The sequence below is a fragment of the Mucilaginibacter sp. UR6-1 genome, assembly GCF_020880975.1.
Classification (GTDB): Bacteria; Bacteroidota; Bacteroidia; order Sphingobacteriales; family Sphingobacteriaceae; genus Mucilaginibacter.
Window position 1 is genome coordinate 552,987 of the sequence record NZ_JAJIWP010000003.1, and the last position, 25,279, is coordinate 578,265.

At 44.3% G+C, this 25,279-nt stretch carries 24 protein-coding genes; 11 read left to right on the forward strand and 13 right to left on the reverse strand.

Annotation, left to right across the window (positions count from 1 at the left end; genetic code table 11):
* The first annotated feature begins 80 nt into the window (after positions 1–80).
* The 6 genes from LJ707_RS12875 to LJ707_RS12900 all read left to right on the forward strand — a co-directional run bounded on the left by LJ707_RS12875 (position 81) and on the right by LJ707_RS12900 (position 9,302).
* On the forward strand, positions 81–665 hold the full coding sequence (locus LJ707_RS12875) for a phosphonate degradation HD-domain oxygenase (RefSeq protein ID WP_228951557.1): 585 nt from the start codon (positions 81–83) through the stop codon (positions 663–665).
* A 187-nt stretch (positions 666–852) separates the two neighbouring features.
* Positions 853–4,131 (forward strand): SusC/RagA family TonB-linked outer membrane protein, encoded by a 3,279-nt coding sequence (locus LJ707_RS12880; RefSeq protein WP_228951558.1) that lies wholly within the window; start codon positions 853–855, stop codon positions 4,129–4,131.
* 21 nt (positions 4,132–4,152) lie between these two features.
* On the forward strand, positions 4,153–5,754 hold the full coding sequence (locus tag LJ707_RS12885; protein ID WP_228951560.1) for a SusD/RagB family nutrient-binding outer membrane lipoprotein: 1,602 nt from the start codon (positions 4,153–4,155) through the stop codon (positions 5,752–5,754).
* Positions 5,755–5,815: 61 nt separating this feature from the next.
* Positions 5,816–6,907 (forward strand): phosphoglyceromutase, encoded by a 1,092-nt coding sequence (locus tag LJ707_RS12890; protein WP_228951562.1) that lies wholly within the window; start codon positions 5,816–5,818, stop codon positions 6,905–6,907.
* Between the two features lie 175 nt (positions 6,908–7,082).
* Positions 7,083–8,801: an FAD/NAD(P)-binding protein gene (locus LJ707_RS12895; protein WP_228951564.1), complete on the forward strand. Its 1,719-nt coding sequence runs from the start codon at positions 7,083–7,085 to the stop codon at positions 8,799–8,801.
* A 45-nt stretch (positions 8,802–8,846) separates the two neighbouring features.
* Positions 8,847–9,302, forward strand: a complete 456-nt coding sequence (locus tag LJ707_RS12900) for a PA2169 family four-helix-bundle protein (protein WP_228951565.1) — start codon at positions 8,847–8,849, stop codon at positions 9,300–9,302.
* A gap of 77 nt (positions 9,303–9,379) precedes the next feature.
* On the opposite strand, the gene LJ707_RS12905 is transcribed toward LJ707_RS12900, so the two are convergent.
* The 4 genes from LJ707_RS12905 to LJ707_RS12920 all read right to left on the reverse strand — a co-directional run bounded on the left by LJ707_RS12905 (position 9,380) and on the right by LJ707_RS12920 (position 11,460).
* Positions 9,380–9,736, reverse strand: a complete 357-nt coding sequence (locus tag LJ707_RS12905) for a helix-turn-helix transcriptional regulator (RefSeq protein WP_228951566.1) — start codon at positions 9,734–9,736, stop codon at positions 9,380–9,382.
* A gap of 74 nt (positions 9,737–9,810) precedes the next feature.
* Positions 9,811–10,146: a hypothetical protein gene (locus tag LJ707_RS12910; RefSeq protein WP_228951567.1), complete on the reverse strand. Its 336-nt coding sequence runs from the start codon at positions 10,144–10,146 to the stop codon at positions 9,811–9,813.
* 83 nt (positions 10,147–10,229) lie between these two features.
* Positions 10,230–10,733 carry a GNAT family N-acetyltransferase gene (locus LJ707_RS12915; RefSeq protein WP_228951568.1) on the reverse strand — a complete coding sequence of 168 codons (504 nt, stop codon included), beginning with the start codon at positions 10,731–10,733 and terminating at the stop codon, positions 10,230–10,232.
* Positions 10,734–10,755: 22 nt separating this feature from the next.
* A complete protein-coding gene (locus tag LJ707_RS12920; RefSeq protein ID WP_228951569.1) occupies positions 10,756–11,460 on the reverse strand; it encodes a S24 family peptidase in 705 nt (234 codons plus the stop codon).
* 140 nt (positions 11,461–11,600) lie between these two features.
* Between LJ707_RS12920 and LJ707_RS12925 the strand changes: the two genes are divergently transcribed.
* The 4 genes from LJ707_RS12925 (at position 11,601) to LJ707_RS12940 (ending at position 12,962) form a co-directional block, all read left to right on the forward strand.
* On the forward strand, positions 11,601–11,804 hold the full coding sequence (locus tag LJ707_RS12925) for a hypothetical protein (RefSeq protein WP_228951570.1): 204 nt from the start codon (positions 11,601–11,603) through the stop codon (positions 11,802–11,804).
* 127 nt (positions 11,805–11,931) lie between these two features.
* Positions 11,932–12,345, forward strand: coding sequence for a hypothetical protein (locus LJ707_RS12930; RefSeq protein WP_228951571.1), 414 nt, complete (start codon positions 11,932–11,934; stop codon positions 12,343–12,345).
* Positions 12,346–12,390: 45 nt separating this feature from the next.
* Positions 12,391–12,579 carry a hypothetical protein gene (locus LJ707_RS12935; RefSeq protein ID WP_228951572.1) on the forward strand — a complete coding sequence of 63 codons (189 nt, stop codon included), beginning with the start codon at positions 12,391–12,393 and terminating at the stop codon, positions 12,577–12,579.
* 239 nt (positions 12,580–12,818) lie between these two features.
* Positions 12,819–12,962, forward strand: a complete 144-nt coding sequence (locus LJ707_RS12940; protein ID WP_228951573.1) for a hypothetical protein — start codon at positions 12,819–12,821, stop codon at positions 12,960–12,962.
* Positions 12,963–13,097: 135 nt separating this feature from the next.
* Here LJ707_RS12940 and LJ707_RS12945 read toward each other — a convergent pair whose 3' ends face one another.
* From LJ707_RS12945 to LJ707_RS12955, 3 genes are all read right to left on the reverse strand, one after another.
* The gene (locus LJ707_RS12945) at positions 13,098–13,757 is read right to left on the reverse strand and encodes an MBL fold metallo-hydrolase (protein ID WP_228951574.1); all 660 of its coding nucleotides are present in this window, start codon (positions 13,755–13,757) and stop codon (positions 13,098–13,100) included.
* An 11-nt stretch (positions 13,758–13,768) separates the two neighbouring features.
* The gene (locus LJ707_RS12950) at positions 13,769–14,542 is read right to left on the reverse strand and encodes a DNA-formamidopyrimidine glycosylase family protein (RefSeq protein WP_228951575.1); all 774 of its coding nucleotides are present in this window, start codon (positions 14,540–14,542) and stop codon (positions 13,769–13,771) included.
* A 78-nt stretch (positions 14,543–14,620) separates the two neighbouring features.
* Positions 14,621–16,228, reverse strand: coding sequence for a gliding motility protein RemB (locus LJ707_RS12955; protein ID WP_228951576.1), 1,608 nt, complete (start codon positions 16,226–16,228; stop codon positions 14,621–14,623).
* A 516-nt stretch (positions 16,229–16,744) separates the two neighbouring features.
* Here LJ707_RS12955 and LJ707_RS12960 point away from each other — a divergent pair.
* The gene (locus tag LJ707_RS12960; RefSeq protein ID WP_228951577.1) at positions 16,745–19,795 is read left to right on the forward strand and encodes a DUF2723 domain-containing protein; all 3,051 of its coding nucleotides are present in this window, start codon (positions 16,745–16,747) and stop codon (positions 19,793–19,795) included.
* A gap of 63 nt (positions 19,796–19,858) precedes the next feature.
* Here LJ707_RS12960 and LJ707_RS12965 read toward each other — a convergent pair whose 3' ends face one another.
* The 6 genes from LJ707_RS12965 to LJ707_RS12990 all read right to left on the reverse strand — a co-directional run bounded on the left by LJ707_RS12965 (position 19,859) and on the right by LJ707_RS12990 (position 25,241).
* Positions 19,859–20,512: an HAD family hydrolase gene (locus LJ707_RS12965; protein WP_228951578.1), complete on the reverse strand. Its 654-nt coding sequence runs from the start codon at positions 20,510–20,512 to the stop codon at positions 19,859–19,861.
* A 766-nt stretch (positions 20,513–21,278) separates the two neighbouring features.
* The gene (locus LJ707_RS12970; protein ID WP_228951580.1) at positions 21,279–22,535 is read right to left on the reverse strand and encodes a metallophosphoesterase; all 1,257 of its coding nucleotides are present in this window, start codon (positions 22,533–22,535) and stop codon (positions 21,279–21,281) included.
* Between the two features lie 151 nt (positions 22,536–22,686).
* The gene (locus tag LJ707_RS12975; RefSeq protein ID WP_228951583.1) at positions 22,687–23,037 is read right to left on the reverse strand and encodes a hypothetical protein; all 351 of its coding nucleotides are present in this window, start codon (positions 23,035–23,037) and stop codon (positions 22,687–22,689) included.
* 275 nt (positions 23,038–23,312) lie between these two features.
* Entirely contained in the window at positions 23,313–23,762 is a 450-nt protein-coding gene (locus LJ707_RS12980; RefSeq protein WP_228951590.1) for a DUF983 domain-containing protein, read from the reverse strand.
* A gap of 4 nt (positions 23,763–23,766) precedes the next feature.
* Positions 23,767–24,639, reverse strand: coding sequence for a helix-turn-helix transcriptional regulator (locus tag LJ707_RS12985; RefSeq protein ID WP_228951591.1), 873 nt, complete (start codon positions 24,637–24,639; stop codon positions 23,767–23,769).
* A gap of 89 nt (positions 24,640–24,728) precedes the next feature.
* Positions 24,729–25,241 carry a hypothetical protein gene (locus LJ707_RS12990; RefSeq protein ID WP_228951592.1) on the reverse strand — a complete coding sequence of 171 codons (513 nt, stop codon included), beginning with the start codon at positions 25,239–25,241 and terminating at the stop codon, positions 24,729–24,731.
* Positions 25,242–25,279: the final 38 nt, after the last annotated feature.

Here is a 25,279-nt window from a genome sequence, read left to right on the forward strand (position 1 = left end):
CAAAATTTTTACGTCACTGTAAATTACATAATATTCGCTTAATAAGATATTAATGTCTGTGCTATTGTTTTGCTTTAGCCATGCTACACACCACACGCACCCCCGAAATTATTGTTGACGAAGTTTTTGCTTTATATGAACGCCATGGCGATGAGGATTATATAGGCGAGCCCGTATCGCAATTAGAGCATATGGCCCAAGCTGCATCTTTAGCACAGCATGAGGGGTATGATGATGAGGTAATACTGGCCGCGTTTTTTCATGACATTGGCCACCTGTGCGCTGCGCAGGGCGAAGCTGAAAGCATGGACGGTATGGGCAATGTAGATCACGAAAAGCTGGGTGCTGATTATTTATCAGAGCGGGGTTTTTCTGAACGGGTTGCAAACCTGGTACGCGCCCATGTTATCGCCAAGCGCTATCTTACCTATAAATACCCGGAATACTATGAAAAGCTTTCGCCCGCAAGCAGGGTAACGCTTGAATTTCAGGGTGGAGTGATGAATGCCGATGAAGCAGGTGCTTTTGAGACTGACCCGGATAAGGATCTGATCATCCGTTTCAGGCATTGGGATGATGAGGCAAAGCTGGAGCATATTCCCGTTACTAACGTTGCCGCCCTTAAACAAATGGCTGTAAACCATCTCCGTAACAACGCCCGGTAAACAGGTATTGTTAACTTAATTGGGTAAGCATGTATGTTTAGTGTTACTACCAGCCCGGGGTGTTAACATTTCCACAATGAAACGTTAAAGTTTATTTAAATTAAACTTAGTTTATAAATAATAAACAAACTCTAAAATTGCCGTTAACAAAATCAAAGTCACACCACCGATTTTTTAACAGCAAAACATGGAACACTTTTATCCAAATTTAAAAAGGCTTGCATTATTTATAATGTGCTGCCTGTCGCCGGTTATTTTGTTTGCCCAAACAAAAATTACCGGTACCGTAACTGACGAGAACAAGCAACCCCTGCCGGGCGTAACTGTAATGTTAAAAGGCAGCACACAAGGCACATCAACCGATATTTATGGCCGCTTTATTATTACGGCCAACCCGGGCGATGTGCTTGAGTTTAAATTTTTAGGCTTTGCCCCGCAGCAAGCTACCGTAGGTAACAGCAACACCATGGTAGTTGCCCTTAAAGGCGACAGTAAAGCACTTAACGAGGTGGTAGTTACCGCCCTTGGTGTTAAAAAAGAAACCCGCCGCATTGGCTATGCCGTACAAACTGTAAATGGTGATGATGTTACCATGGCCCGCGACCCTAACCCTATCACCGGCTTAACCGGTAAGGTGGCAGGTTTATCAGTAGGTCCATCGGCCGAGTTGCTGGGCGCGCCAAGCGTGCGTATACGTGGTAACCAGATATCGCTTTACGTGGTTGATGGTATTCCTATTAACACCGATACCTACAACATCAGCCCTGATGATATTGAAACCTATACTGTGCTTAAAGGCCCTGCGGCTGCCGCGTTATACGGTAACCGTGCATCATACGGCGCTATATTGATCACCACTAAAAAAGGCAACAAAAACAAAAAAGGCCTTAGTGTTGATGTAAACAGCAGTACTGTAATTAACAGCGGTTTCCTGGCCTTCCCGAGAGTTCAAAAATTATACGGCGCGGGCGAGAATACTTTTTACAAATTTGTTGATGGTAAAGGCGGTGCGCCGGGTGGCGTTGATGCCGATTATGACGTTTGGGGCCCTTACTTTGCCGGCCAGTTAATTGAGCAGTACGATAGCCCGATCATTAACGGTGTACGCCAGGCTACGCCATATACCGCGCGTGGTGCCAATAACCTGAATAACTTTTTGCGCACCGGTTATCAAACCAACAACAACATTGCGCTGAGTGCCAACGGCGATACGTACAACATTCGTTTATCGGCCTCACAGCAGCACCAAAACAGCTATATACCTGAGCAATACCTGGATATAGCTAATGCTAATATTTACGCCTCATTTAACCCTAACCCACGCTGGAAATTTGAGGGTAACGTAAACTACAACCGTCAAACTACAGATAACTTTCCTGACGTGCAATATGGCCCTAACAGCTTAATTTATAACATTGCTGTTTGGACAGGTGCCGACTGGGATGTTAACGCGCCTGATATTAAAGCTATATGGCAGCCTGGTAAAGAGGGTATTCAGCAGCAATTTGCCGAGTACACCCGTTACCATAACCCATGGTTTATGGTGAAAGAGTGGACCCGCGGTCATTACAAAAATGATTTGTATGGCTGGATGTCTGCCAACTTCAAGATCAATAATAACCTGAACGCCACCTTGCGCTCACAGATCAATACCTACAATATTCTGCGTACCGAAAAAATGCCTTTCTCAGCACACCCTTACGGCCGTGAAGGTAATGAAGGTGACTACCGCGAAGATCGCCGTAACCTGTACGACAGCAATACCGAGTTAATGTTGAATTACGATTACACCATTAAAAAGTTCCTTAACCTATCGGGTTTAGTAGGTGGTAACATGCGTAACTTTACTTATAACTCTAACTGGACATCAACTGATTACCTGAACGTACCGGGCGTATACAGCTTCAGCAACTCTAAAAACCCGGTTCAGTCAACCAACTTCAATTCGGATATGCGGGTAATGAGTGCTTACTACTCGTTAGATGCCAGCTTTGGTAAATACGCTACTTTATCAAGCACCGGCCGTATCGATAAATCATCGGCATTCCAGGTACCTACAACTTATTTTTATCCAAGTGTATCGTTAGCTACTGTAATATCTGATTACGTTAAACTGCCGGAAGCGATCAGCTTCCTGAAAGCAAGGGCGTCATTCTCAAACATCCGTTCGGATGCTACTTCAACCACTATCGGCCCCGCTCCGTTTAATTCTATCACGGCACTTGGCGGGTCAACCGGTTCGTCGTTGTTCACTAATCCGTTGGGTTATGGTACTACTTATAACTCACCATATAATGGTCCGGATTATTCATTGGTATCAGCGTACTCAACCAGCAAGCCATACAACAGCCAAACCGCAGGTTACGCGCCCGATTACTTGTATCAAAATGGCATCAAAACATCAACCCGTGTAAACTACGAGGAAGGTTTTGATATTAAATTTTTGCAGGGTCGTTTAGGTTTAACAGGTACAGCGTTCCAGTATATTGATGGTCCGCGTATATTACCTAACGCCATATCAACCTCAACAGGTTACACCATTGAGTACGTAAACGCGCTTAAAACCAAAAAGAATGGTTATGAGCTATCGCTTGCCGGTACGCCAATTAAAAACATGGGCGGCTTTACCTGGGATGTATTAGTAAACTTTGCCACCTTTAAAGAGGTGTATAAAGAGCTGCCTGCCGGTCAGGATACTTACCAAACCTTTTTTAAGGCAGGTGACCGTACCGACAAACTATATGGTACCGCCTTTGTACGCACGCCTGACGGCCAGATCATTAATGATGCTGCCGGCAAGCCGTTGATCAACCCGGTATCGCAATACCTGGGTAACATGAACGCCAAATACAACTGGGCTATCAACAACAAAATCCGTTATAAAACAGTAAGCATGGGCTTCCAGTTTGATGGTTCGGTAGGTGGTGTAATTGTTGACTACATGCACAACAAAACGATGCGTGGTGGTGCCAACATTGAAACTGCTGAAGGTGCCCTTGGCGATGCCCGTTACAAGGACTGGCAAAACTACGGCAAGGCCGGTTACAACGGTAGCTACGTGGGTGAGGGTGTGGTTATTTCAAACGGAGGCTCTATCAACTACGATTCAAAAACAGGTGCGGTGTTAAATTATGGTGAATTGCAATATGCGCCAAATAAACAAACCGCCTTTGTGCAGGATTATGTGAGCAAGTACTACAATGCCGACGAAGCCAACCTGATGAGCAAAACCTTCTCTAAACTGCGTGAGGTTACTTTAAGCTTTGATTTTCCGAAACCGATGCTGCAAAAAACCTTTATCCAAAAAGCTACTGTATCAGTATATGGCCGTAACCTGCTGTACTTCTATAAAGATAAACGCTTTAAGGATGTTGACCTTGACCAGTATAACTATGCCACCAGCTTAACCGGTTTGCAATCGCCAACCGTACGCAGCTATGGTTTTAACCTTAACCTGTCATTCTAAACTTACTTAGCTGTAAACAAAATGAAAAAGATATTAAAACAATATATATTACCTGTAGCTCTTGCGCTATCGGTAACGGGTTGTAAAAAAAGCTTTGATGAGCTTTCGCAAAACAACAACCTGCCAGGCAATGTACCCGCATCGCTGCTGTTTAACGGCGTGCTTAACAGTATTGCCGAACTGCCCGATGGCCAAAAGGAAATATACAACCAGTATTACCTTTATAACTACGATTATTATGGTAACAACCGTTACGATCTGGGTGGCGGTGATGATTACTATACCGTATTAAAAAATGTACTGGCTATGGAAAAACAGGCTGCCGCAACCGGTGGTGCCGCCATAAACCCTTATGAGGCAGTGGGCAAATTTTTTAAAGCTTACCTGTTCAGCAAAATGAGTTTGGAAATGGGCGATATCCCCATGAGCCAGGCCCTTAAAGGTTTGGATAACCTTGAGCCAACATATGATACTCAAAAACAGGTAATGCTGCAATCGTTAGAGTGGCTTGAAAGCGCAAATGACGATTTGGGTCAGCTCATCAGCAAGCCGAATGATTTTGGCACCGGTGAAGGCGCGATATTAAAGAATGATATTTATTTTGGTAACAATCTGCGTAAATGGCAAAAGGCGGTAAATGCCTTACAGGTACGCCTGCTTATACAACTAAGCAAAAAAACGGCGGATACTGACCTGAAAGTAGCTACCCGTTTTGTCGGCATCATTAACAACCCAACAAAATACCCGTTGATGGAAAGCAATGATGACAACATGCAGTATGTATTTATGGCGCCTAACAACTACTATCCGCAAAACCCAAATAACTTTGGACAAAGCGGTTCGCGTAAAAACACATCCGCTACTTATATCGGCTTATTAACGCAGTTAAAAGATCCGCGTGTATTTGTAACTGCCGAGCCAGCGCGCGATCTGGTTGATAATAAAAAACAAAGCGCTACCGATTTTGCATCATTTGTAGGTGCCGATCCGGGGCTTGACCAGGGTGTGATGTACAACAACGCCGGTCTGCAAAAATATTCATTTATTAACCGTAAGCATTTTTATTCAACTTATACCGGCGAGCCAAGTGTACAAATAGGGTACCCTGAGCTGATGCTGAATATTGCCGAGGGTATTAACCGTGGCTGGGCTGCTGGTGCCAATGCCGAAACTTACTATATAAAAGGCATCAAGGCATCAAGGGCAGCATACAGCATACCTGATGATGGCACCTTTACGGCGTATTTTTACCGCCCCGGCTCAACCAGCGTAACTGTTGATGCTAACTATGATACCTATACTATTGATGCTGATTTTAATACTTATTACAATCAATCAACCGTAAAATACGCTGATGGTGCCGATGGTTTGAAAAAAGTGTTGCAGCAGCAATACCTGGCCTTGTTTCGCCATTCGGGTTTGGTATCGTACTTTAACTACCGCCGTACAGGTGTGCCAACCTTTACTACCGGCCCGGGTACAGGTAACGGCAGCCGTATAGCCAAGCGCTTTCAATACCCTGATGTAGAGCGTACCTCGAACGCTAAAAACTACCAGGATGCGCTTGACAGGCAATTTGGCGGTAACGACGATATTAACGGCGTTATGTGGATACTTCAATAATTAAATAAAACTTGCAAACGGCCATTAGCGATAATGGCCGTTTGTTTTAATAGTGATCAGTATGAAAAAAATATTCTTGGTGCTGCTGGGTGCCATGACCCTCGGTTACGCACAGGCGCAAACCAAAACGCAAAACCTCATCATTGTTACACTTGATGGCCTGCGCTGGCAGGAGGTATTTCGCGGAGCGGATTCGGTGCTTGTAGCCTCAACGTTTACCGGCGATAAGGATGGTGTTAAAAAGAAATACTGGGCAGCTACTCCGGGCGAAAGGCGTAGCATACTGATGCCCTTTCTATGGTCGGTAATAAGCAAACAGGGGCAGGTTTACGGCAACCGCGATCTGGGTAATAAAGATGAGGTCGCTAATCCTTACCGTTTTTCTTACCCGGGTTATAACGAGATATTCACCGGTTTCCCTGATAGACGGATGAATACCAATGACCCGATAACTAACCCTAACATGAATGTGCTTGAATTTATCAACAAGCAAAAAGGTTACCAGGGCAAAGTGGTGGCCTTTTCATCATGGGAGCGTTTTCCGCAGATATTAAATACTTCGCGTTCGGGCCTGCCGGTGTATTCAGGTTATGCTGATGTAAAAAATAAGGATGCTAATGAGCGTATCAAATACCTGAACGAGTTGCAGCATAATGTGCCTCATTATTTAGGCGATTCAACCCGGTTGGATTTCATCAGCTTTGAATACACCAAAGAGTACATCAGGCAATATAAACCCAAGGTGGTTTTTTTGGGTTTTGATGAAACGGATGATATGGCGCACGAGGGTAATTACAGCTTTTACCTCGACAGGATTAAGCAGGAGGATGGCTATATCAAAGCTCTATGGGATATGGTGCAGCATGATCCGGCTTACAAAGGTAAAACAACGCTGCTTATCACCTGCGATCATGGCAGGGGCGAGGAGCCGATTGAAACCTGGCGCAGCCATGGCGAGGATGTTAAAAACTCAGAGCAAACCTGGTTTGCCGTTATTGGCCCCGATACCGCGCCAACCGGCGAGGTTAAAACCGCTACCACCACCTACCATAAGCAACTGGCACAAACCATGGCCTTATTGCTTGGCTTTGATTTTAAGAAAGCTGCCGGGCATGAGGTAGGCGATGCCATCATGACGGTGATCGGGAAGTAATTATATAGTATTTTGATATCTGAAAAGCCGGGGCATGTACATGTTCCGGCTTTTTTGATTTATTAATGAATTAGGCAAACAATTTTATTATTAAGTAATTATTATAGCGCCAACCACAACAAAAGAATATTTAGATCCGGTTGCGCGAACAGCTCAAACAAATATTACTTTAATTGTGAATTCAACCCAAACAAACCTGAACATCGGTATTATTGGCGGCGGGCCGAGCGCCATGTTCCTGTATAAACGCCTTATTGAAGCATCTGACCATACCGTGAACATCACCATTTACGAAAAAGGTAACAGGCTGGGTGCCGGTATGCCGTACAGTGCCGCCGGTGCTAATGATGAGCATGTTACCAATGTATCAGGCAATGAGATACCTGAGCTGGTCACTTCCGTGTCCGACTGGATATGGACCGTACCTAAAGATACGCTTGATAAATATAAAATTGATCCGGAACGCTTTAATGAGTACAAGGTGCTGCCGCGATTACTGTTCGGGCAATATCTTACTGAGCAGTTCAGGTTACTGCTGCAGCAGGCTAAGGAAAAAGGGATTAATACTATTGTTAAATTTAATGCCGCCGTGGCTGATTTGGTTGACGATCCGGCCGGGGGCAGGGTACAGGTAATAACATCAGCAGGCGATAAATTTTACCACGAGCGCATAGCTATTTGCAGCGGGCACTATTGGCCTAAAAAAAATGAGGGTAAGGTGGCCGGTTATTTTGATTCGCCCTACCCGCCATCAAAACTCACTTTTAAGGTCGATCATGAGGTAGCCATCCGTGGTTCATCGTTAACGGCTATTGATGCCATCCGTACTTTATCAAGATATAACGGCAGCTTTGATAAGGATGCTGAAGGAAACCTGACCTACTCTGCATATCCCGAAAGCAAGAATTTCAGGATGGTGATGCACTCGCGCAATGGTTTGCTGCCCGCGGTGCGTTTTCACCTGGAGGATTCGCACCTGGGTAAAGACACTGTGCTTAGCCGGGACGAGATAGCGCGCGTACGTGAGGCCAACAATGGCTTTTTGCCACTTGATTATGTGTTCGATAAAAACTTTAAAGACGGCATTAAAGAGAATGACCCTGACTTTTACCATCGCATTAAGGATATGCAAACGGAGGAGTTTGTTGACCTGATGATGGGCATGCGTGAGGAGCGCGACGCGTTTGAGCTGCTACAGGCGGAGTATGATGAGGCCGATCGGTCGATTGAAAAACGGGAGTCGATTTACTGGAAAGAGATGCTGGGGATATTAAGTTTCGCGATGAATTACCCGGCTAAATATTTTTCGGCGGAGGACATGCAGCGGGTGCAAAAAACGCTGATGCCGCTTATTTCCATCGTTATTGCCTATGTGCCCCAAAGCTCGGCCATTGAGATGCTTGCCCTGCATAACGCTGGCGTGCTTGATATTATAGCCGTTGGTGAAGATAGTACCGTTGAGCCCGCCGATGATGGTGGAGCAACCGTTACGTATACTGATAAGGACGGCGAACAAAAAACTAAACACTATCAAACCTTTGTTGATTGCATAGGGCAGCCGCACCTTTCATTTAGCGATATACCCTATAAAAGCCTGATAGATAACAGGGTGCTAACCCCGGCAAAGCTAAAATTCAGTGACCCAAAAGCGGGACAGCAGGCATTAGCCAAAGGCGACGGCAAGGTAACACAGGATGCCTCGGGCGATTTTTATTTGAATGTTGCCGGGGTGGCTATTAATGATGATTTTCAGGCGGTGGATGGTTATAGCGCACTAAATGAGCGTGTTTATATTATGGCGGTGCCTTACATTGGCGGGTTTAATCCCGATTATTCAGGTTTGGATTTTGGTGAGGCGGCATCGGCATTAATAATAAAAGCCATGTTGCGGTAAGGCTGGCACAGCTATTGCAAATGTTGATGCAAACATCTAAAAACTATGGAAACTACAGAAAAATCAATTGACGTATTAAATGATCTGATAGAGATCAATAATGACCGTGTTGCAGGTTTTGAAAAAGCCTTAGCTGATATTAACGATGAAAACATCGATTTAAAAGGGCTTTTTCAAACTTACTCAGCTCAAAGCCGCAAGTTTAGCCAGGAGCTTACCGCGCTTACCGCTGTTCGTGGTGGTGATGTAGAAACCGGTAACAGCGTAAGCGGTACATTACACCGCGCCTGGATCGACGTAAAATCATTATTTGGCGGTAGCGATCGTGTCGGTATTCTTAACGAGGCCGAAAGAGGTGAAGATGCTATTAAAAAAGCTTACACCACCGCCCTTACCGAAGGTGGCCTGAGCGGCGAAGCTTTGCAAACCGTTACAGCGCAATCTCAGGATATTAATGCCGCGCACGATGCCATTAAGGCCCTGCGCGACGCAGCTAAATAAGCAAACCTCGTACTACTTATAACAAAAAATGCCAGGCAATTTGCCGGGCATTTTTTGTAACGGATATATTTTTATTACTATACGGCTTGTTTGCCGGGCAGCTTGTCTTTTAATTCATTCAGTTCAATTTCATAAGCGCGCATACGGGCATGTAAAATATCAACCTCGGTGCGCAGCATTTGTATTTCGGTAATTAATTTGGCCCCGTCGGTTTTGTTGATCTTTTTATCGCCGGTGCCCAATATCAGCCACTCGGGCGAATATTTAAGCTGAAAGCATAGTTTGCTGATGAGGTAATAACTCATCTCCTGCTTGTGATTGATAACCTTGCTGATAAAGCCCTGATCAACGCCAATGGCCGATGCCAGGCCAACCTGGCCGCCATGTTCCTTAACAATTACCTTTAGCCTTTTTACAATGCCGTCATCACCCATGATGGTGCAAGTATAAACAATTTGGCATTAAGCCAATCTTAAAGAATATTTTTTACCAGGCAGTATATCCGGCCTTAGCGTTTAGCGTGTTTGTTAATGTAGTTGAGTATCAGGTCGAGCCTGTTGGTATATTCGGGCAGGGGCATTTTGCCGGTATTGTAATCGTGCATGGTTTCATCAAGCTTTTGGCTTACCTTGTTATAAAGCGCCGTATTTGCTGATTGCACAGCCGATAGTACATTTTGCAGTTTGTTAAGTTTTGTAGCCGCTGTTTGTTTCATCAGCAAAGGCTCCACTCCATTGCTTTGCTTTAAAATAGTATTGAATTTTCTGCGCTGGCGAATATCAAATATCAATATCAGTATAAGTATAACAGCGCCGCCATAGGCGTAGGGTAACAACTCATTCATTCGTAATCGGGGTATTTATATATATCATTACGAGGTTTTAAGTTAAATGGTTTTACGTGAGCGAACAAAATTTTCAACACGCCTTATCTTATATCCTTTTCATAACAGTAAAAACTTAAACCGGGTTTATGTGCCAGGCCTATCTCGCCTATATTTTTATATCCTGATCGTTCCAGTAAGCGCTGCATGGCTTTGTTCATGGTATTGGTATCAGCCTGTGCTTTGCCTATGTTATGCCTGCGTGCCACTTCATCAGCATGGTTTAGCAGCGCCACCGCTATGCCCAGGCCCTGAAACCGCGGACTAACCGCCAGCCGATGGGTAACAACCGCAGGCAGGGTAATATCAATGCCCGCCGCGGCATAGTCAGGCTCGGGGGCGGTAGTTATGGCGGTTACACCTGCAAGCTGGCCGTTATGTTCAGCAACCCACAGTTGTTTAAGCTCAATGTCCTTTGTAAAAACTTCGGTGTTGGGGTAGGTATCGCTCCATTGCCGGTTACCTGCTGCCTGCATTAACGGCACTACTTCGGCAACTACTGTCATTATCCCGGGTATGTCGGTCAGGGTAGCTTCACGTATCGTCATCCTGTATATTTTTCTATCGCTATTAATGGTTATGTTTTTTATGAATATCCTTTACCAGGCACAGCTTTTTAATGTCGGCTATCTTGATAACGAAGGGGGCGTATTTCAAACGGTTGCCAACCATTTCGGTGGTATTGTCTGAGTGAGCTATCACTTCGTCGGCCGTGTCGCCGGCAAGCAGGCGCTTGTACATGCGATAATCGCCCCACTCAATATAGTAAACCTCGCCGGGCAGTATCTTCATGTCATGTATCACCTTCAGGGCAACCCAGCAACCATTTTCAAGGTAAGGGTACATGCTGTGGCCCCATACGGGTAGCGCGAAATCGCAATCTTCAATCCCCGGAAAATTCATGTGGCCTACCGGGTTGCTGTCGTTTATATCATTATAAACCTCAACGCCGGTAGCTGTTGCCATTACCTCATACATCGGTATACCTTCAAAGGCTTTTTTACTTATACTAACAGAGGTGCTGTTTTCTTTATTTTTTACCGGAGAAAGATATTCTTGATATATTTCTTTAAAAAGTTTTAATTTTTCTGGATCAATATTTTGTCTGCTTTTTACAATCTCTGTAATGGTACTGGCTGAGTTGTAGCCAAGTGCCTCTGCTAATTGTGTGTTATTATAAAATGCCTTGCCTCTCAATTGAGTATAGAGTATAATAAACTCCAATGTTTCCGGGCGAATGGTTTTTATTTTATTGGGTTTTGTAGTCTGATCCATAAAGAAAAAATTATAAATATTCTTGATATAAATACAGAAATATCTTTATATTTGTTTCGTTGTTTGATGCTAAGCTAAAGCAAATTTATTAAAGCGCCAAACATCGCCTAAAGAATTTACAGGAATTAAAGAATTGCAGCATGTACGTAGCCTACTTATCACCCGATCACCTGCCAGCACTAACCGGCCATCAAACAAATAATGTTGTTGATGCTGATGAACAAGCCTTTCATAATGCGCAAATGGAAGGATACGTAATGGCATGTGCGAGGCTAAGCAAAGAAATTGCCGCAATTCAGCGTTACCTGCCCGGCTGGCTTCCGGAACGGCCGGGCTTAAAGTAAAACCAATTAACCAGCTCCTTACCGCGGAGCGATCATTAATCAAAATCTAAATCCCTGTAGCTGTTGCCTTGCCGCGCTACTGATTAAAAACAAAGCTCCTCCTGAAGGGGGTTGGGGGGCATATGTCATGATCAAATTATCACAAAAACTAAAACAGCAATTATGGTGGTTAATTATTTCGGTTGATTACAATTACAGCCGCATTGCCATTGCCGACCACGACCTTACCGACGATGCCTTCACCCTGTGGCTTGAGGACAAGCAGGATTATAAGAATACGTTGGATGAATGCCTGCGCCTTGACCTGCCGATAGCCCGCTTTGCCCGCATTATTAAAAGCGAAGGCCTAAACAGCTACGTGGGCACAAAGGTACACACCAAAAAAGGGTACCTGTATAAGAGCCGTATCGAGATAAATGAGCCGGTTGCCTGGTACCGTGATGATGCCACCACCACCGAACAACAGTGGGCGCGCGAAGCTATTTTAAAGGCCATATTAACACAATTGGTTGAAAATGAAGTTTATGATGGCAGTGTTTAAGCCTATGGCATAGTATGTGCCTGTGTTATATAAATACATAACATTATGGAACGCAAATATATTGAACAACCTGCCCAGCAACCCAAACCGCAAAATAATGATAGCTTTTGGCAGGTGATGAAGCCTTTTGTAAAATTCGGTGTAAAAACTATGGGCATCATGGCCGGGACATTATGGGCTATAGTAAAGATCATCCCTAAGCCATCCGAGTTTAAAGCCGAAAAACGGCCTTAATAGGGGCATTTATAGCCATTTTGTGTAATAAGTCTACATATTTAAGTATAGCCTGGCTTCGGCACACAACCCTGTAAATAATTATATTTAATATTTTATATAGTTGATAATTAGTAGTTTGTGTTAAGTTTTTACAGTGTTTACAAATAGAATTTATAATGCTGACGGCACACTGGTAACCTTATTGCATACTATTCAGTAATTGTTTGGTATAATAAAATAATTTAAATCTGAAAACTATGAAAAAGCTATTAAGCGTGCTGGTATTATCAGCCTTTACTTTAGGTTCATTTGCTCAAACTGCTCCTAAAGACACTACAAAAAGCACAACAAAAACAGACACTGTAAAGAAAGATACTACTAAAAAAGATAAGAGGAAATAATTTTCCTCAACCATTTAGTGTTGATTTAACAGACCATGTGTCTATTAAATAGAAACCCATAGCTTAAACGCTATGGGTTTTTATTTTTTACAATAAACCTGAAGTTTGTAAAACTACAGGCATTGTAATTTTATTTCAGATAGTAATACTTTGTCCAACCCGGTAAACCTCATGAAAGGTGATACCCTGTTGCTCAAAGTGCTTTTTATAGTTGGCATAGCGCTGTAGTATAAAAAAGTCGCGGGCGTAACCATCATGCACCGGGAGTATTTGTTTGGGTTGCATTTTATCGGCAAAGGCGGCAATGCGCAGCTCGTTGGCAAATGGTGCCATCGTTACCAGCAGCAACAGTTCAATCCCTTTGTAGGCCAATAGTTCATCGCCAAGGGTATCAACCGGGTAAAGTACTCTGTCGTTAATTACAAAGGCCGTCATTTGCGGTATAGGGTTATCCAGCAATGGCTCATGCGTAACGGGTATGGCCTTTAATTTAAACGGGCCGATCTTAATATCGCCATCTTCAACTAACGTATATGCCAAATCAGCTTTGCTTAATTGCTCACCTACCTGGCTATTGGTGTACAGGTTGGCATCGGTAATAGCTAAAATGCTTTTGAGTATATCCAAATCAAAATGATCGGGGTGAATATGGGTAATAACAATGCTGTCAACATTGCTGAATATATCGGCTGTAACACGTCCTTCACCAAACGAGAACTTGCCCGGGTCAAACAATAACTTATGACCGTCAAGTTCAAACAACAGGCAGGAATGCAGGTATTTACTTATCTTCATGCTGATAGTTTTTATGTATAAAGTTCCTGTTCATCAGTATAATAGGTTTTACGGGTGCCGTCTTTTATTTTGATTTCGGCACCATCGGGGCTATGCGTTTTTTTGGCATTGTGTATCAGCATAAAATCACGCACTTCGCCATTTATAATATCCGGGTTGCTTTTCAGTATCTGCTTTTCGGCATCGGTAAGCACATCCTTAACCGCTTTGGCCAGGGCTTTTACCTTATCCGCAGGTATTTTATTACTTATCGAGAAGGGCGATATTCCGGCATGCCACAATATCTCATCGGCATATGCATTGCCAATGCCTTTGATGATCTTTTGATCGAGCAATATATTTTTTACGACTGATTTTTTGCTGCCCAATATCTTTTTGTAAAACGCTGCATCAGCCTCCCCGGCCAGCGCATCGGGCGCGTCCTTTTTTTCGGGATTGAGGGTAGGGGTGGCCGCCTTTTGAAAATCGGTAAGGGTAAGCCCGCTATCATCAGTAAATTGAATATCAATAATGGGGTATTTATTGGTATTCTCTCCCTCAAATAAAAACAGTTTGCCGTGCAGCATCAGGTGCAGGCCAAGTACATCACCCTTAGCGAAGCGGATATGCAGCTCCTTGCCATCGCGGTATATCTCCTCTACCTTTTGGTGCTGCAGGGTATGGTTCAGCTCATCGGCGCTAACATTGAGTTTACCGGTGTGGGCAGTAACCTGCTTTACGGTTTTGCCCTTAAGCTTTTTATTGAGGTTGTGGCTAAAAGCCTGCAGGTCGGGTAGTTCGGGCATGGTATATCGGTGTTTTTAGTAAAAACAAAGGCGCTGAGATTATGTTCAGCGCCTTTTAATATTTGCTTACGCGATATGTTAAAAATCGGAATATAAGTTACGGAACGTGCTGCGCAGGCCAACCGTAAGCAGGGTGGTGTTTGATGTACCCAGGCGGTTTGTTTGCTGGCGCAATATACCGCCAACCTCAAATTTAAGGTTATAACGTGGGTTGATGATAAAGCCCACAGTAGCCTCAGCGTATTTTAGCGATGTGCTGATGCCCTGCCCGGTACTGGTGCCTGGTATTGCATCGCCATTAAAGCCGCGTAAAATGTTTTTGCCGTAATTGTCAAGCGTGCCGGCTTCATCAAGGCCATATTTGGCGTAGATCATTTTTCCCTGCAGGTCAAACCTGCCTGCCGAGTAGTTCAGGATGCCTAAGGTTTCTCTGAAGTTGGCACCAAACGGATGGGCAAGCGGCTCGCTAAAGGCGGTATAGCCGCTCATGCGCTGCGCGCCGATGTAGGTGTAGGGTTGGGCGGTATTATATTCGGCCAGGTAATTTAAGTTGCGTACCCCAAACAGGTCGGCACCGCGTACACCTACCTGCCAGGCAGTACTGTTAATAGCCTTGCCTTCGCGGCCCTTAACACGGTCAAGCACTAACTGGCCGTAAATGGCATGTTTGTTCAGGAATTTATATTTACCGTTAAAGCCTGATATGGAATTGCCCGGCATACCTGACGGGCCCAGCGAACTGGCAAAAAATACAGGGTTTATAAAGTTTACGTCAAAGCCGCGGCGGTTGCCTTCGTCATCAGCCTCTGAGGCAATGTAGGCATTAAAAAAGCCTAATGATGCCCGGTTGCTGATGGTCCAGTCGATGTAATGAAACGCGGCCCATTTTCGGCGGCTATCGCCAAAGGTATCAAACTTGGGTGCCTGCCTGTCCTGCATATGCGCCCACATGGCCGTGTATTGTATAGGGCCAAGAGTTAAGGTAGTACGAAAGAAAGGGTAGTTGGTGGCATAGTCTGACAGAAGCATCGAGCGGTAACCATCGCCAATAAAGTTTTTATCCTGCCCTAAAGTAAAATTAAGTTGTTTTATGGGGGTGTATGATATTACCGCCGTTACGTACGACCAGTCTTTGGTTTGCTCAATGCCGCCTTTACGGTCATACGCCTGGCCGGGAATCATACGGGTTGTGCGCACGTAGTCGTCAATATACGGGGCAAAGCGGCCCTGGTTCTCAAATCCGCTGGTGTAAAAGGAAAATTTGGTGCCTATAGTACCGCCAATCTGGAAACCGCGGGTGTTTAGCCAGGTGCTTTCCTTGCTTTTAAAGTCGCGGCCAATGGTAAGGTCGGGCAGGTAATCGGCATAAAAGGTATAATCCGCTTTGCGTACATCAAACAAATGCTCTCTGAAAAGCTTGCGGTATACCCAGCCGTGGCGGTTGCTGTCGGCGCCGTAATTCATCAGCGAATCGTACCGTGCGGTAAGCGAACTGTCAATCAGCAGTGGTTTAAATGCCGTATGTATATTGTTAGATGTTGAATAAACATCGGCATTAAATTTTTGATAGAACTGGTACTGATAGGGTAGCTGAACTGATTGCGCGCGGGCGAAGGTGCCGCACAGCAATGCACCGGCCGTAGCCAATAGTAATTTACAGCGTTTAACAGTGTAGATGTTTTGCATTTACAGTAATTATGGGTACAAGATAGAAAATTGGAGGCCAATATTTATATATAATTTGAGTAATACGGCCTGCTTGCTAATAGTTATGATACCTAATGCCAAACCGGGTGTTATTGTTTTTATCAGGTTAATGATTATTTTCACAACGTATGATTTTCAAATCTAAACTTATCATATATTCAATAATATACTACATTATTACTATTGGATTAGTGTGTAGTTTTCGGTTATCTACATCGTTCAGGACAGGAATGTGTGGGCCGAATTTAGATATTATCAGCCTTGTATTGGCTGTATTTATTAGTATCATACTTATGATAGTAGTACTTAATAGATATACTTTAAACAAGACTAAACCTAATTTATGGTTGGTTTGGGTGCATTTCATTGGATTGAGCAGTTGGTTTTTATTGACTATGTTCATTTAAGCAAACTCAATTAACGCCGATTTAACATCTCCTGTTAAAAAAAGTTAATGCCTGTGGTACTACTTATAAAAAGCGGATATTTACGGCATTGAAGAAACTTTTACATCACCCCACCATGCCTTATACTAAAATTAACAACCTGCTGGGTTGGCTATGTTTTGTTATTGCCGCCACAACGTACACGCTTACGCTCGAGCAATCCGTAAGTTTTTGGGATTGCGGCGAATTCATCTCCTGCGCGTACCGTTTGCAGGTTTCGCACCAGCCCGGCTATCCGCTTTTTGCCATGATTGGCAAGGTGTTCTCGCTGCTTTCCTTTGGCGACCGTACCAAGGTAGCCTATTTTACCAACCTGTGCTCGGCCATTGCAAGTGCCGCTACCATCATGTTCCTGTTTTGGACGATTACCGCGCTGGCCAAAAAACTTACCGCCAAAACTTATGCCGATGCTATGCCCAATCAAAGGCTGATCAGCATTATGGGTGCGGGGTTGGTAGGCGCGCTGGCCTTTACCTTTTCTGATACCTTCTGGTTCTCGGCTGTCGAAACCATTGTGTTCGCCCTGTCATCATTATGTATAGCCCTGGTGTTTTGGGCTATCCTGAAATGGGATGCCCACGCCGACGAACCCGGTGCCGACCGCTGGCTGGTTTTCATCGCTTATGTTATGGGGCTTTCTATCGGCATACATTTGCTTAACCTGCTTACCATACCCGCGCTTACTATGGTATACTACTTCCGCAGGTATAAAAACATCACCGTAAAAAAGGGTTTTATGGTGTTCTTGTTGGGTGTGGTGTTGCTGGCTTTTGTACAGTACGGCATTATACAATACACGGTTAAGTTTGCCGGCTGGTTCGATCTGTTTTTTGTGAACACCCTTGGCTTTGGCTTTAACAGCGGCGCTATCGTTTTCTTTACCATACTGATCAGTGCCATTGTTTGGGGGATACTATACAGCATCAAACACAAAAAATATTATGTGCATTTGGCATTAATGTGTCTATCGTTTTTGTACCTGGGTTACAGTTGTTTTATGTATGTGCCCATACGTTCAACAGCTAACCCTACACTAAACAATACCCACCCTGATAATGCCTTTACCTTAGCCAGCTACCTCAATCGCGATCAGTATCCGCCGAGCCCATTGCTGTATGGGCCGTATTTTGACGGTAAGGCCATTGATCAAACCCAGGGCAAGGCACGCTACCGTAAAGGAGAAAAGAAATATGAAATAACCGGCTACAGGCAATCGCTGGTTTACGATCATAATACCATACTGCCGCGCATGTTCAGTGATGATGGCGACGACCCGCAGTTCTACCGCCAGTGGATGAAGATGGACGAGGGCCATACACCAAACTTTGCGGATAACCTGGGCTTTATGTTCAGTTGGCAGATATACCAGATGTACGCCCGTTACTTTTTATGGAATTTTGTAGGCCGCTATAATGATATGGATGGCCAGCAAAGCATGACCGCCCTTGACGGTAACTGGACATCCGGCATATTGGATGGCGCTAAGCATCTGCCCAAATCAGTAACCCAAAGCCCATCATACGCGCCCTTATATGGCCTGCCGCTAATCATCGGTTTGCTGGGCATGTATTATCATTTTAAGCGCCGCAGGCGCGATGCTTTGGTGGTTACCCTGTTATGGTTTTTTACCGGTATAGCCATTGTGCTCTATGTAAACCAGCCATCCATACAACCCCGCGAGCGCGATTACTCATACGTAGGCTCATTTTATGCCTTTGCCATCTGGATAGGATTGGGTGTAGTAGCCATTAGCGAGATGTTGCAGCAACGCTTTAAATGGCAAAAAGCATCGGTATTGGCAACTGTGCTTTGCCTGCTTTGCGCCCCGGTATTAATGGGCTTTAAGGAGTGGCGCGGGCACGATCGATCTACCAAACTTACCGCGCACGATATGGCTTATAATTACCTGATATCATGCCCGCCGAACGCTATTTTGTTTACCTATGGCGATAACGATACCTACTCGTTATGGTACGCGCAGGAAGTGGAAAATATAAGGCCCGATGTACGCCTGGTTAACCTGAGCCTGTTCGGTATCGACTGGCTCATTAAGCAGATGCAGCATAAGGTAAACGAGTCGGCACCGTTACCTATTACTATGCCGTATGATAAGTATAAAGAAGGCGTGCGTGATGTGATCTATTTAAATGATGAACACATACCCGACCATGTGGAGGTAAAAGAAGTGTTTGATTTCATCACGTCCGACGATCCGCGCACGCATGTACAATACCAAAGCGGCATGGTGGCCAATTACCTGCCTACAAAAAACTTTAAAATTACGGTTAAGCCTGATGAGGTTATTAAGAATAAAGTATTAACTGCCGATCAAAACCGCATGATGGCCGATAGCGTGGTATGGCAGTACAACTCTAACCTTATCGTAAAAAATAACCTGGCACTGATAGATATATTGGCCCATAATAACTGGAAAAGGCCGGTTTGTTTTACGGTTACCATCGGCACAAGTAATATGATGGGTTTGGATGATTACCTGTACCGCGAGGGCTTCACCTACCGCTTACTGCCCTTGAAGCCTGATACCACCCTTCAGGATCAGGGTGCGAAAGTGAATACACAGGTGATGTATGATAATGTGATGAACAAGTTCAGGTTCGGCAACTTTAAACACGCCCGCTATTTAGATCAGCAATCGGTAATGATGTTTTACCCTGCGCTTACTACCACGTTTCTTTCCCTTGCTGATGGGTTAATGGCCGAAGGTAAAACGGATATGGCCCGCAAAGTATTAAACCGTTTTGATGAAGTGATGCCTAACATAAATCCGTTTGTTGATGTAGCCAACCGCAAATCGCACATGGCGGAGATAGCCTTCCGCTTAGGTGATTATAAGCTGGGCAATAAGCTGGCTGACGATATTTATAATTACCTGACGGATGAAATGGATTATAACCATACCATTTATGAGGATAGTCCGTATAGTGTAGACCTGCGGCTGGTTAACATAGGCGTATATGTTTTAAATAATATGGTACGCTATACCAAAGCCGCTCATCAGGATGCGCTTGCCGCCAAAATTGAAAAAAACGCAAAGGAATACGAACAGAAATTCGCCGCCGTTTTGCAACCGGTAGAGTGATAAAACAAAAATGGGTAGCTGTGCATACAACTACCCATTTTTGTTTTTGATGTATTTTAATTATTACAAAATTTCCTTCAGTTCACCAAAGCTTGATATGGTGGCTACCTGTCCACTTTCCACCTTGCCGAAACCATAGTTGCAGAAAATGAAAGGAATATTCGCTTTAACGGTTGCATCATAATCGCCCTGGGTATCGCCAACGTAAACGGGTGCTTTCAGGTCAAAATCGTTCACAACATCCACAATGTTCTCAGCTTTAGGCTGGCCTTTGGTGCCATAGCACTGATAGCCCTCAAAATAATGCTGTAGCTTACTGTGGTTAAAAAAAGTTTCGGCATAACCATTCTGGCAGTTGCTAACAATAAACAGGCGGTAATGCTGTTTCAGGTATTGCAGGGTTTCTTCAAGTTGCGGGTAAAGCTCACCACCTAAGGCGTTAAGCGTTTCAAGCTCGCTTACGGAGCAATGTGCCTTAAACTCATTACGTTTTTCATCATCCAGATACGGCAAAAGCTTTACAAAAATGGCGTCATAGGCCATCCCGGTTATCGAGCGAACATCAGCCTGGGTAATATCGTCCTTAATAAAATCAACCTTTTGTTTGGCAGCCTGCCAGGCCACGGCCACATTGGCGGTACTGTCCCAAAGGGTGCCGTCAAGGTCAAATATTATACTGTCGTACTTGTTTTTTAGTGATGTTGTAGTATCTGCCATAGGCGGCAAAGGTAGTAAAAGCAAGGGGGCTTATTGTCTGAAAAGTGCTACTTTCCATGTGTAATCATCTCGGAGGATACGGCTTTTAGTAAATTGCCTCATTGCGAGGAACGAAGCAATCTTCGAGCGATTTGCTTGAACAATGCCCTAAAAGAGATTGCTTCGTTCCTCGCAATGACGCGTTTTTTACTTTAAAAAATCCCATTATGTCATTTCGAGCGATAGCGAGAAATCTGTACGCGTTCATAATCAGGCGACAGATTTCTCCTCGTACCTCGTTCGAAATGACAAGAATTTTAAAGCCCTCCCTTTCGGGGAGGATTTAGGAGGGGTTAAAGAGCATAGGCCTGGCAGAAAACCGGGCCGGGAGTATGGCATGTGGGTGGAAGGTTTTTCTGCCTTTGACGTTATTCACATTATTATTATTTGTTTTTTAAGGCGTTCATGAGATCGCTACGCTTAGTATGGTTACTTTGTGTCTAAGACAAAGTAACTGGCCTCTGCGGCCAAGAGCAGGCTGACAATGGTTAGAACACAAACCCTTGAGGTAGTACAGGCCCTAATAAACCACAATTAATTACCTGTCCTAAACTTCTTTTGTGCGAACAAAAGAAGCAAAAATCGCCGGCTACGTCCTGCCCGGTTAAAGTTTTTGCTTTAGCAGGGTCTGTGCTGCTCCGGGCATTCCTGATGCCGGAGTGTAGTTTTGTTTACGGTTTGTGCTATTAATTATTATAATAAATACAGAAAAGGTTATTTTGACTTATCAACTCTTCTTTAACGTCAGCACCGTGATCTCCGGCCATATGCCCAGCCTGCCGGTAAAGGCCAAAAAGCCGAAGCCGCGGTTTACATATAATTTGCGGTTATGCTCTTTGGCAAAACCTGCCCATTGCAGGTAGCGGTATTTTACCGGGCTCCAACGAAAACCGGCTGCCTCAATGCCAAACTGCGCGCCGTGTGTGTGGCCCGAAAGTGTTAAATGTACCGGGTTTTGGTGATAGCGTACCACATGTTCCCAATGTGTAGGATCATGGGAGAGCAGTACCTTGAAATCGTCCTTATCCAATCCTCTTAGCGCCTTATCCAGATCGCCAACTTTAATAAAACCATGCCCCCAGTTTTGTACACCTACAAGGTGCAGCTTTTGGCCGTCCTTTTCAAGGGTGATGTTTTCATCAAGCATCAGGCGGAAGCCCATGTCCTTGTGGTGCTGTTTCAGCGTATCAAGGTTAGCGGCTTTGGCTTTCTCGCTATCCCACTGTATATAGTCGGCATAATCATGGTTACCTAAAATGGAGTATTGTCCGTATTTAGCCTTGATCTTACCAAAACGGTTGATGTATGGTTCTATCTCGTCGGCGGTGTTATTCACCAGGTCGCCGGTAAAAACAAACAGGTCGCTGTTGAGCGCTATCACCTTGTCAATGCCTTTTTGTACGGCATCAGCGTTATCAAAACTGCCTGCATGAATGTCTGACAGTTGGGTGATGGTAAAACCATCAAATGCTTCGGGCAGATCCTTAAAATATACATCATGGCGATGCACACGGTAATCATACTTACCCTTGAACATGGCATAAAAAAATCCGCTGAAAGGCAATGCGGCCAACAATACCGCGATCTCGCTGATAAACTTACGCCTTTCCGGAAAGTACGGCCTGCTTTGCTCAATGCCATCCTTGCCCGCGTTTGATGCTATGCCGACCACAAACCGGCCCAGATCACCCAGCGACAATACCATCACAAATACTATTTTACTTACAAAAAATGCCATAAACACACTGAGCGACCACATATGAAACTGTGATAGCCCGCGTGAAGTATCAGTAAAGGCGATGCCTATAACAAAGGTGAGTGTAGCACCTATAGAGAGTATTAAAAAGGTTGATAGCAATGCCACACGCCAGCGCGATTGCCAGTCGGCCGTCAGGGTGCGCAGGCCCGAAAATACATACCAGTCCAGCAGTAAACTAACTGCCGCGAATATCATAAAGAAGATAAAAAAGCCGCCTCTGCGCATATTAAATTATTTATTGCAAGATAATTAAGCAATGGTAATCAGAGCGTAAAAATAGTTAGCAATTGCACCATGCCCGGGTGCTTAACAAAAAACAAGCCCCGCGGTTTATATGCGGGGCTTGCTAAATAAGGGGATATCAACAGTTATATTATTAACGATACCTGTAATGGGCTTTTTTATAATGGCCCCATCCGTGGCCACGGCCATGGCCGCCATAATACTTAACGGTACGGTATCTTACCGGGCGTTCATAAACCACGGTACGCGGTGCATAAACCACCGCCGGACGACGATACACCACCGGCCTTTCAACCACAACAGTACGTGGATGATAAACTATGGGGCGTTCATACACTACCGGTTCTTCGTAAACTACCGGTGGGGCGTAATATCTTACAGGAGTGCCAAAGTGCGCGCTTACGCTAACCTGAACTTGTGCATTAGCTACTGAAACAGCTCCGAATGTTATTAAGGTAATTGCGAATAATTTTAAAGTTTTCATCTCTCAAAAAAGTTTTAGTTCTACATAAGCAAACAACCACCGGGCGCTAAAAAATTATCAATCATTATCGGCAAAAATAAATGTGGCGCCGGCGGTTGTTTAAATATTAAACACTTTTTGAGAGCGAGGGTTTAACGTGCCCCCGTAAATTACAACTATAGGTTTTGTGAATAATTGTAATGTTGTGGTGTTTTATTTAATTTAATTATTTGATATTTAGTTATTTAAATGCTTTTTTTCAAAGTTAAAAAAAATTATTCAAAACACTAAGTATTTTAATGCTGATGCCCGTTTTGCTCGTGATCATGCGGCAGATCGCCGGATAGTTCAGGGCGGTATTTGGCGCTCGGTGTCATCCAGTAAAGCAGTATCACCCTTGAATAACGCAGGTTAAATGGCGCTAACACCAATATTGAGCCCAGCAGCAAACCTGCATACAACCAAGGCGACTCGGACCCGGTGAGGATGATGGTGGCCACGGCTATGGTAACCATTTCGGCAACGTTAAGGGCATAGCTTACATACATGGCCACATAAAAATAACCCGGTTCGCGCTCAAAGGTAAGGCCGCAATGCGGGCACCGATGGTACATGTTTTGGCCGGTTAGGTTATACATGCTGTTGGCAAACATGTTGCCGCGGCGGCAGCGCGGGCATTTAGCCTTTACAAATGCGCCAAATTGAGGTATATAGCGTTTGTCGGTATTTAATGTTGGGGTAGCCATGGTTTTATTTGTTAAAGTTCTTTCTAAATTCATCGGGCGTTATACCGGCCTGTTTTTTAAAAAAACGGGTAAAGTACGAGTTATCATCAAAGCCTAACCGGCCGCCAATATCAGCAATGGTAAGTTTAGGGTTGATGAGCATACGCTTGGCTTCCAATATTACCCTGTTGCGTATCACCTCGCCGGCAGATATGCCCAAAATATCATTGCATAGGGCATTCAGATGATTGGGGGTGATGTACAGCAGGGCTGCATAATCCTTCGGTAGCTTCAGAGAATTGTAATGCTGCTCTATCAGCTTCCTGAAATTGGCCAGCAAAGTATGGTTATACGTGGGGGTTACAGCTTCTGCATGTTTATTGTGCTCGCGCGCCACAAGGGTAAAAATGCGCATCATGGCGGTGCGTATCATATCAAGGCTGTAACGGTCATGGCCGTTATTCTCCTCGGTTATGTTCTCAAACAATTCAGTAACCGCAGCAATTGTTTTAGTACTAAGCTGTATCACAGCATCAGCGGTATTGCCGCTAAAAAACGGTAATGAGTCCAGGTAATCGGGCCTCAGCAAAAACGAGGTAAAAAAAGCTTGCGAAAAGTTGATGATGTAGCCCTCTATCTCTCCTTCAAAAAACCAGCTATGTACCTGGCCGGGTATCATAAAATAGATCTGGCCGGGCTTAACATCATAGGTTTCAAAGTCAATAACGTGCGAGCCGCTGCCTTTGGTAAAATAAACCAGGTGATAAAAGCTGTGCTTGTGCGGAAAATGCAGCTTATCATGCTTTTTCAGGTAGTCGCCAAAACGGTCGGCCAGCAGGTCGTGCTCCTGTTGGCCGCTTAGTGTGCAAATATCATATACCGGATAACCGCTTATCATACTTACAAAAGTAGCGGTTATCTGCCATTGCTGATGGTAATAAACAGGGTATGTATGGTACTTTTTACAGATAAGTAAAATGTTCCATACTATTTTAACTGCATTACCTGCATGTTAAAGTCAACACCGGCAACGGGTATTTTCTCCCAATTAGCGGTTGCCGAGTCCTTATGATAGGTTCCGCCATTAAACAAGCCGATAGAAAAAGCAACTTCAGGCCCCGGAGAGTCTTTCAGCCACTCAATGCTTACCAGTATATCGCCGCTGGCTTCAATATTATAAGCCGAAAGGTCAATAACCGGGCGTGATTTGCCTTTTGCAATTATGCCGGTTATCTCCTGTTTAACAATATTTTCTCCGGCTTTTTCATCCGTAAAGCGGTAAACATTAACTTTAACGGGCAGGCTGTCCTGCTGTCGGTTCTCCACATCAAAAGTAAGTTTAAGCAGTTTTACCGGCTTTTTACCGGCTTTCATTTTTATGCCTATTTCACCACCCTTTACTACACTAAATGTATTGTTTGATGTACCCGAGCGTAATTTATTGCCTATGGTTTTTATTTTTTGCGCTTGCGCTGCTAACGTAACCGACAGGATCAGCATTGTTAAAAGAACTTTGAAAGTTAACCTTGTATTGTAAG

Excerpts from the sequence above, each read along its gene's own strand:
- LJ707_RS12900 (WP_228951565.1), top strand. The coding sequence starts at position 8,847 with ATGGAAACTACAGAAAAATCAATTGACGTATTAAATGATCTGATAGAG.
- LJ707_RS12990 (WP_228951592.1), bottom strand. The coding sequence starts at position 25,241 with ATGCTGATCCTGTCGGTTACGTTAGCAGCGCAAGCGCAAAAAATAAAA.
- LJ707_RS12875 (WP_228951557.1), top strand. The coding sequence starts at position 81 with ATGCTACACACCACACGCACCCCCGAAATTATTGTTGACGAAGTTTTT.
- LJ707_RS12965 (WP_228951578.1), bottom strand. The coding sequence starts at position 20,512 with ATGGCAGATACTACAACATCACTAAAAAACAAGTACGACAGTATAATA.
- LJ707_RS12945 (WP_228951574.1), bottom strand. The coding sequence starts at position 13,757 with ATGAAGATAAGTAAATACCTGCATTCCTGCCTGTTGTTTGAACTTGAC.
- LJ707_RS12880 (WP_228951558.1), top strand. The coding sequence starts at position 853 with ATGGAACACTTTTATCCAAATTTAAAAAGGCTTGCATTATTTATAATG.
- LJ707_RS12910 (WP_228951567.1), bottom strand. The coding sequence starts at position 10,146 with ATGAATGAGTTGTTACCCTACGCCTATGGCGGCGCTGTTATACTTATA.
- LJ707_RS12905 (WP_228951566.1), bottom strand. The coding sequence starts at position 9,736 with ATGGGTGATGACGGCATTGTAAAAAGGCTAAAGGTAATTGTTAAGGAA.
- LJ707_RS12955 (WP_228951576.1), bottom strand. The coding sequence starts at position 16,228 with ATGCAAAACATCTACACTGTTAAACGCTGTAAATTACTATTGGCTACG.
- LJ707_RS12980 (WP_228951590.1), bottom strand. The coding sequence starts at position 23,762 with ATGGCTACCCCAACATTAAATACCGACAAACGCTATATACCTCAATTT.
- LJ707_RS12930 (WP_228951571.1), top strand. The coding sequence starts at position 11,932 with ATGATCAAATTATCACAAAAACTAAAACAGCAATTATGGTGGTTAATT.
- LJ707_RS12920 (WP_228951569.1), bottom strand. The coding sequence starts at position 11,460 with ATGGATCAGACTACAAAACCCAATAAAATAAAAACCATTCGCCCGGAA.
- LJ707_RS12975 (WP_228951583.1), bottom strand. The coding sequence starts at position 23,037 with ATGAAAACTTTAAAATTATTCGCAATTACCTTAATAACATTCGGAGCT.
- LJ707_RS12970 (WP_228951580.1), bottom strand. The coding sequence starts at position 22,535 with ATGCGCAGAGGCGGCTTTTTTATCTTCTTTATGATATTCGCGGCAGTT.
- LJ707_RS12925 (WP_228951570.1), top strand. The coding sequence starts at position 11,601 with ATGTACGTAGCCTACTTATCACCCGATCACCTGCCAGCACTAACCGGC.
- LJ707_RS12935 (WP_228951572.1), top strand. The coding sequence starts at position 12,391 with ATGGAACGCAAATATATTGAACAACCTGCCCAGCAACCCAAACCGCAA.
- LJ707_RS12915 (WP_228951568.1), bottom strand. The coding sequence starts at position 10,733 with ATGACGATACGTGAAGCTACCCTGACCGACATACCCGGGATAATGACA.
- LJ707_RS12985 (WP_228951591.1), bottom strand. The coding sequence starts at position 24,639 with ATGATAAGCGGTTATCCGGTATATGATATTTGCACACTAAGCGGCCAA.
- LJ707_RS12885 (WP_228951560.1), top strand. The coding sequence starts at position 4,153 with ATGAAAAAGATATTAAAACAATATATATTACCTGTAGCTCTTGCGCTA.
- LJ707_RS12940 (WP_228951573.1), top strand. The coding sequence starts at position 12,819 with ATGAAAAAGCTATTAAGCGTGCTGGTATTATCAGCCTTTACTTTAGGT.
- LJ707_RS12890 (WP_228951562.1), top strand. The coding sequence starts at position 5,816 with ATGAAAAAAATATTCTTGGTGCTGCTGGGTGCCATGACCCTCGGTTAC.
- LJ707_RS12950 (WP_228951575.1), bottom strand. The coding sequence starts at position 14,542 with ATGCCCGAACTACCCGACCTGCAGGCTTTTAGCCACAACCTCAATAAA.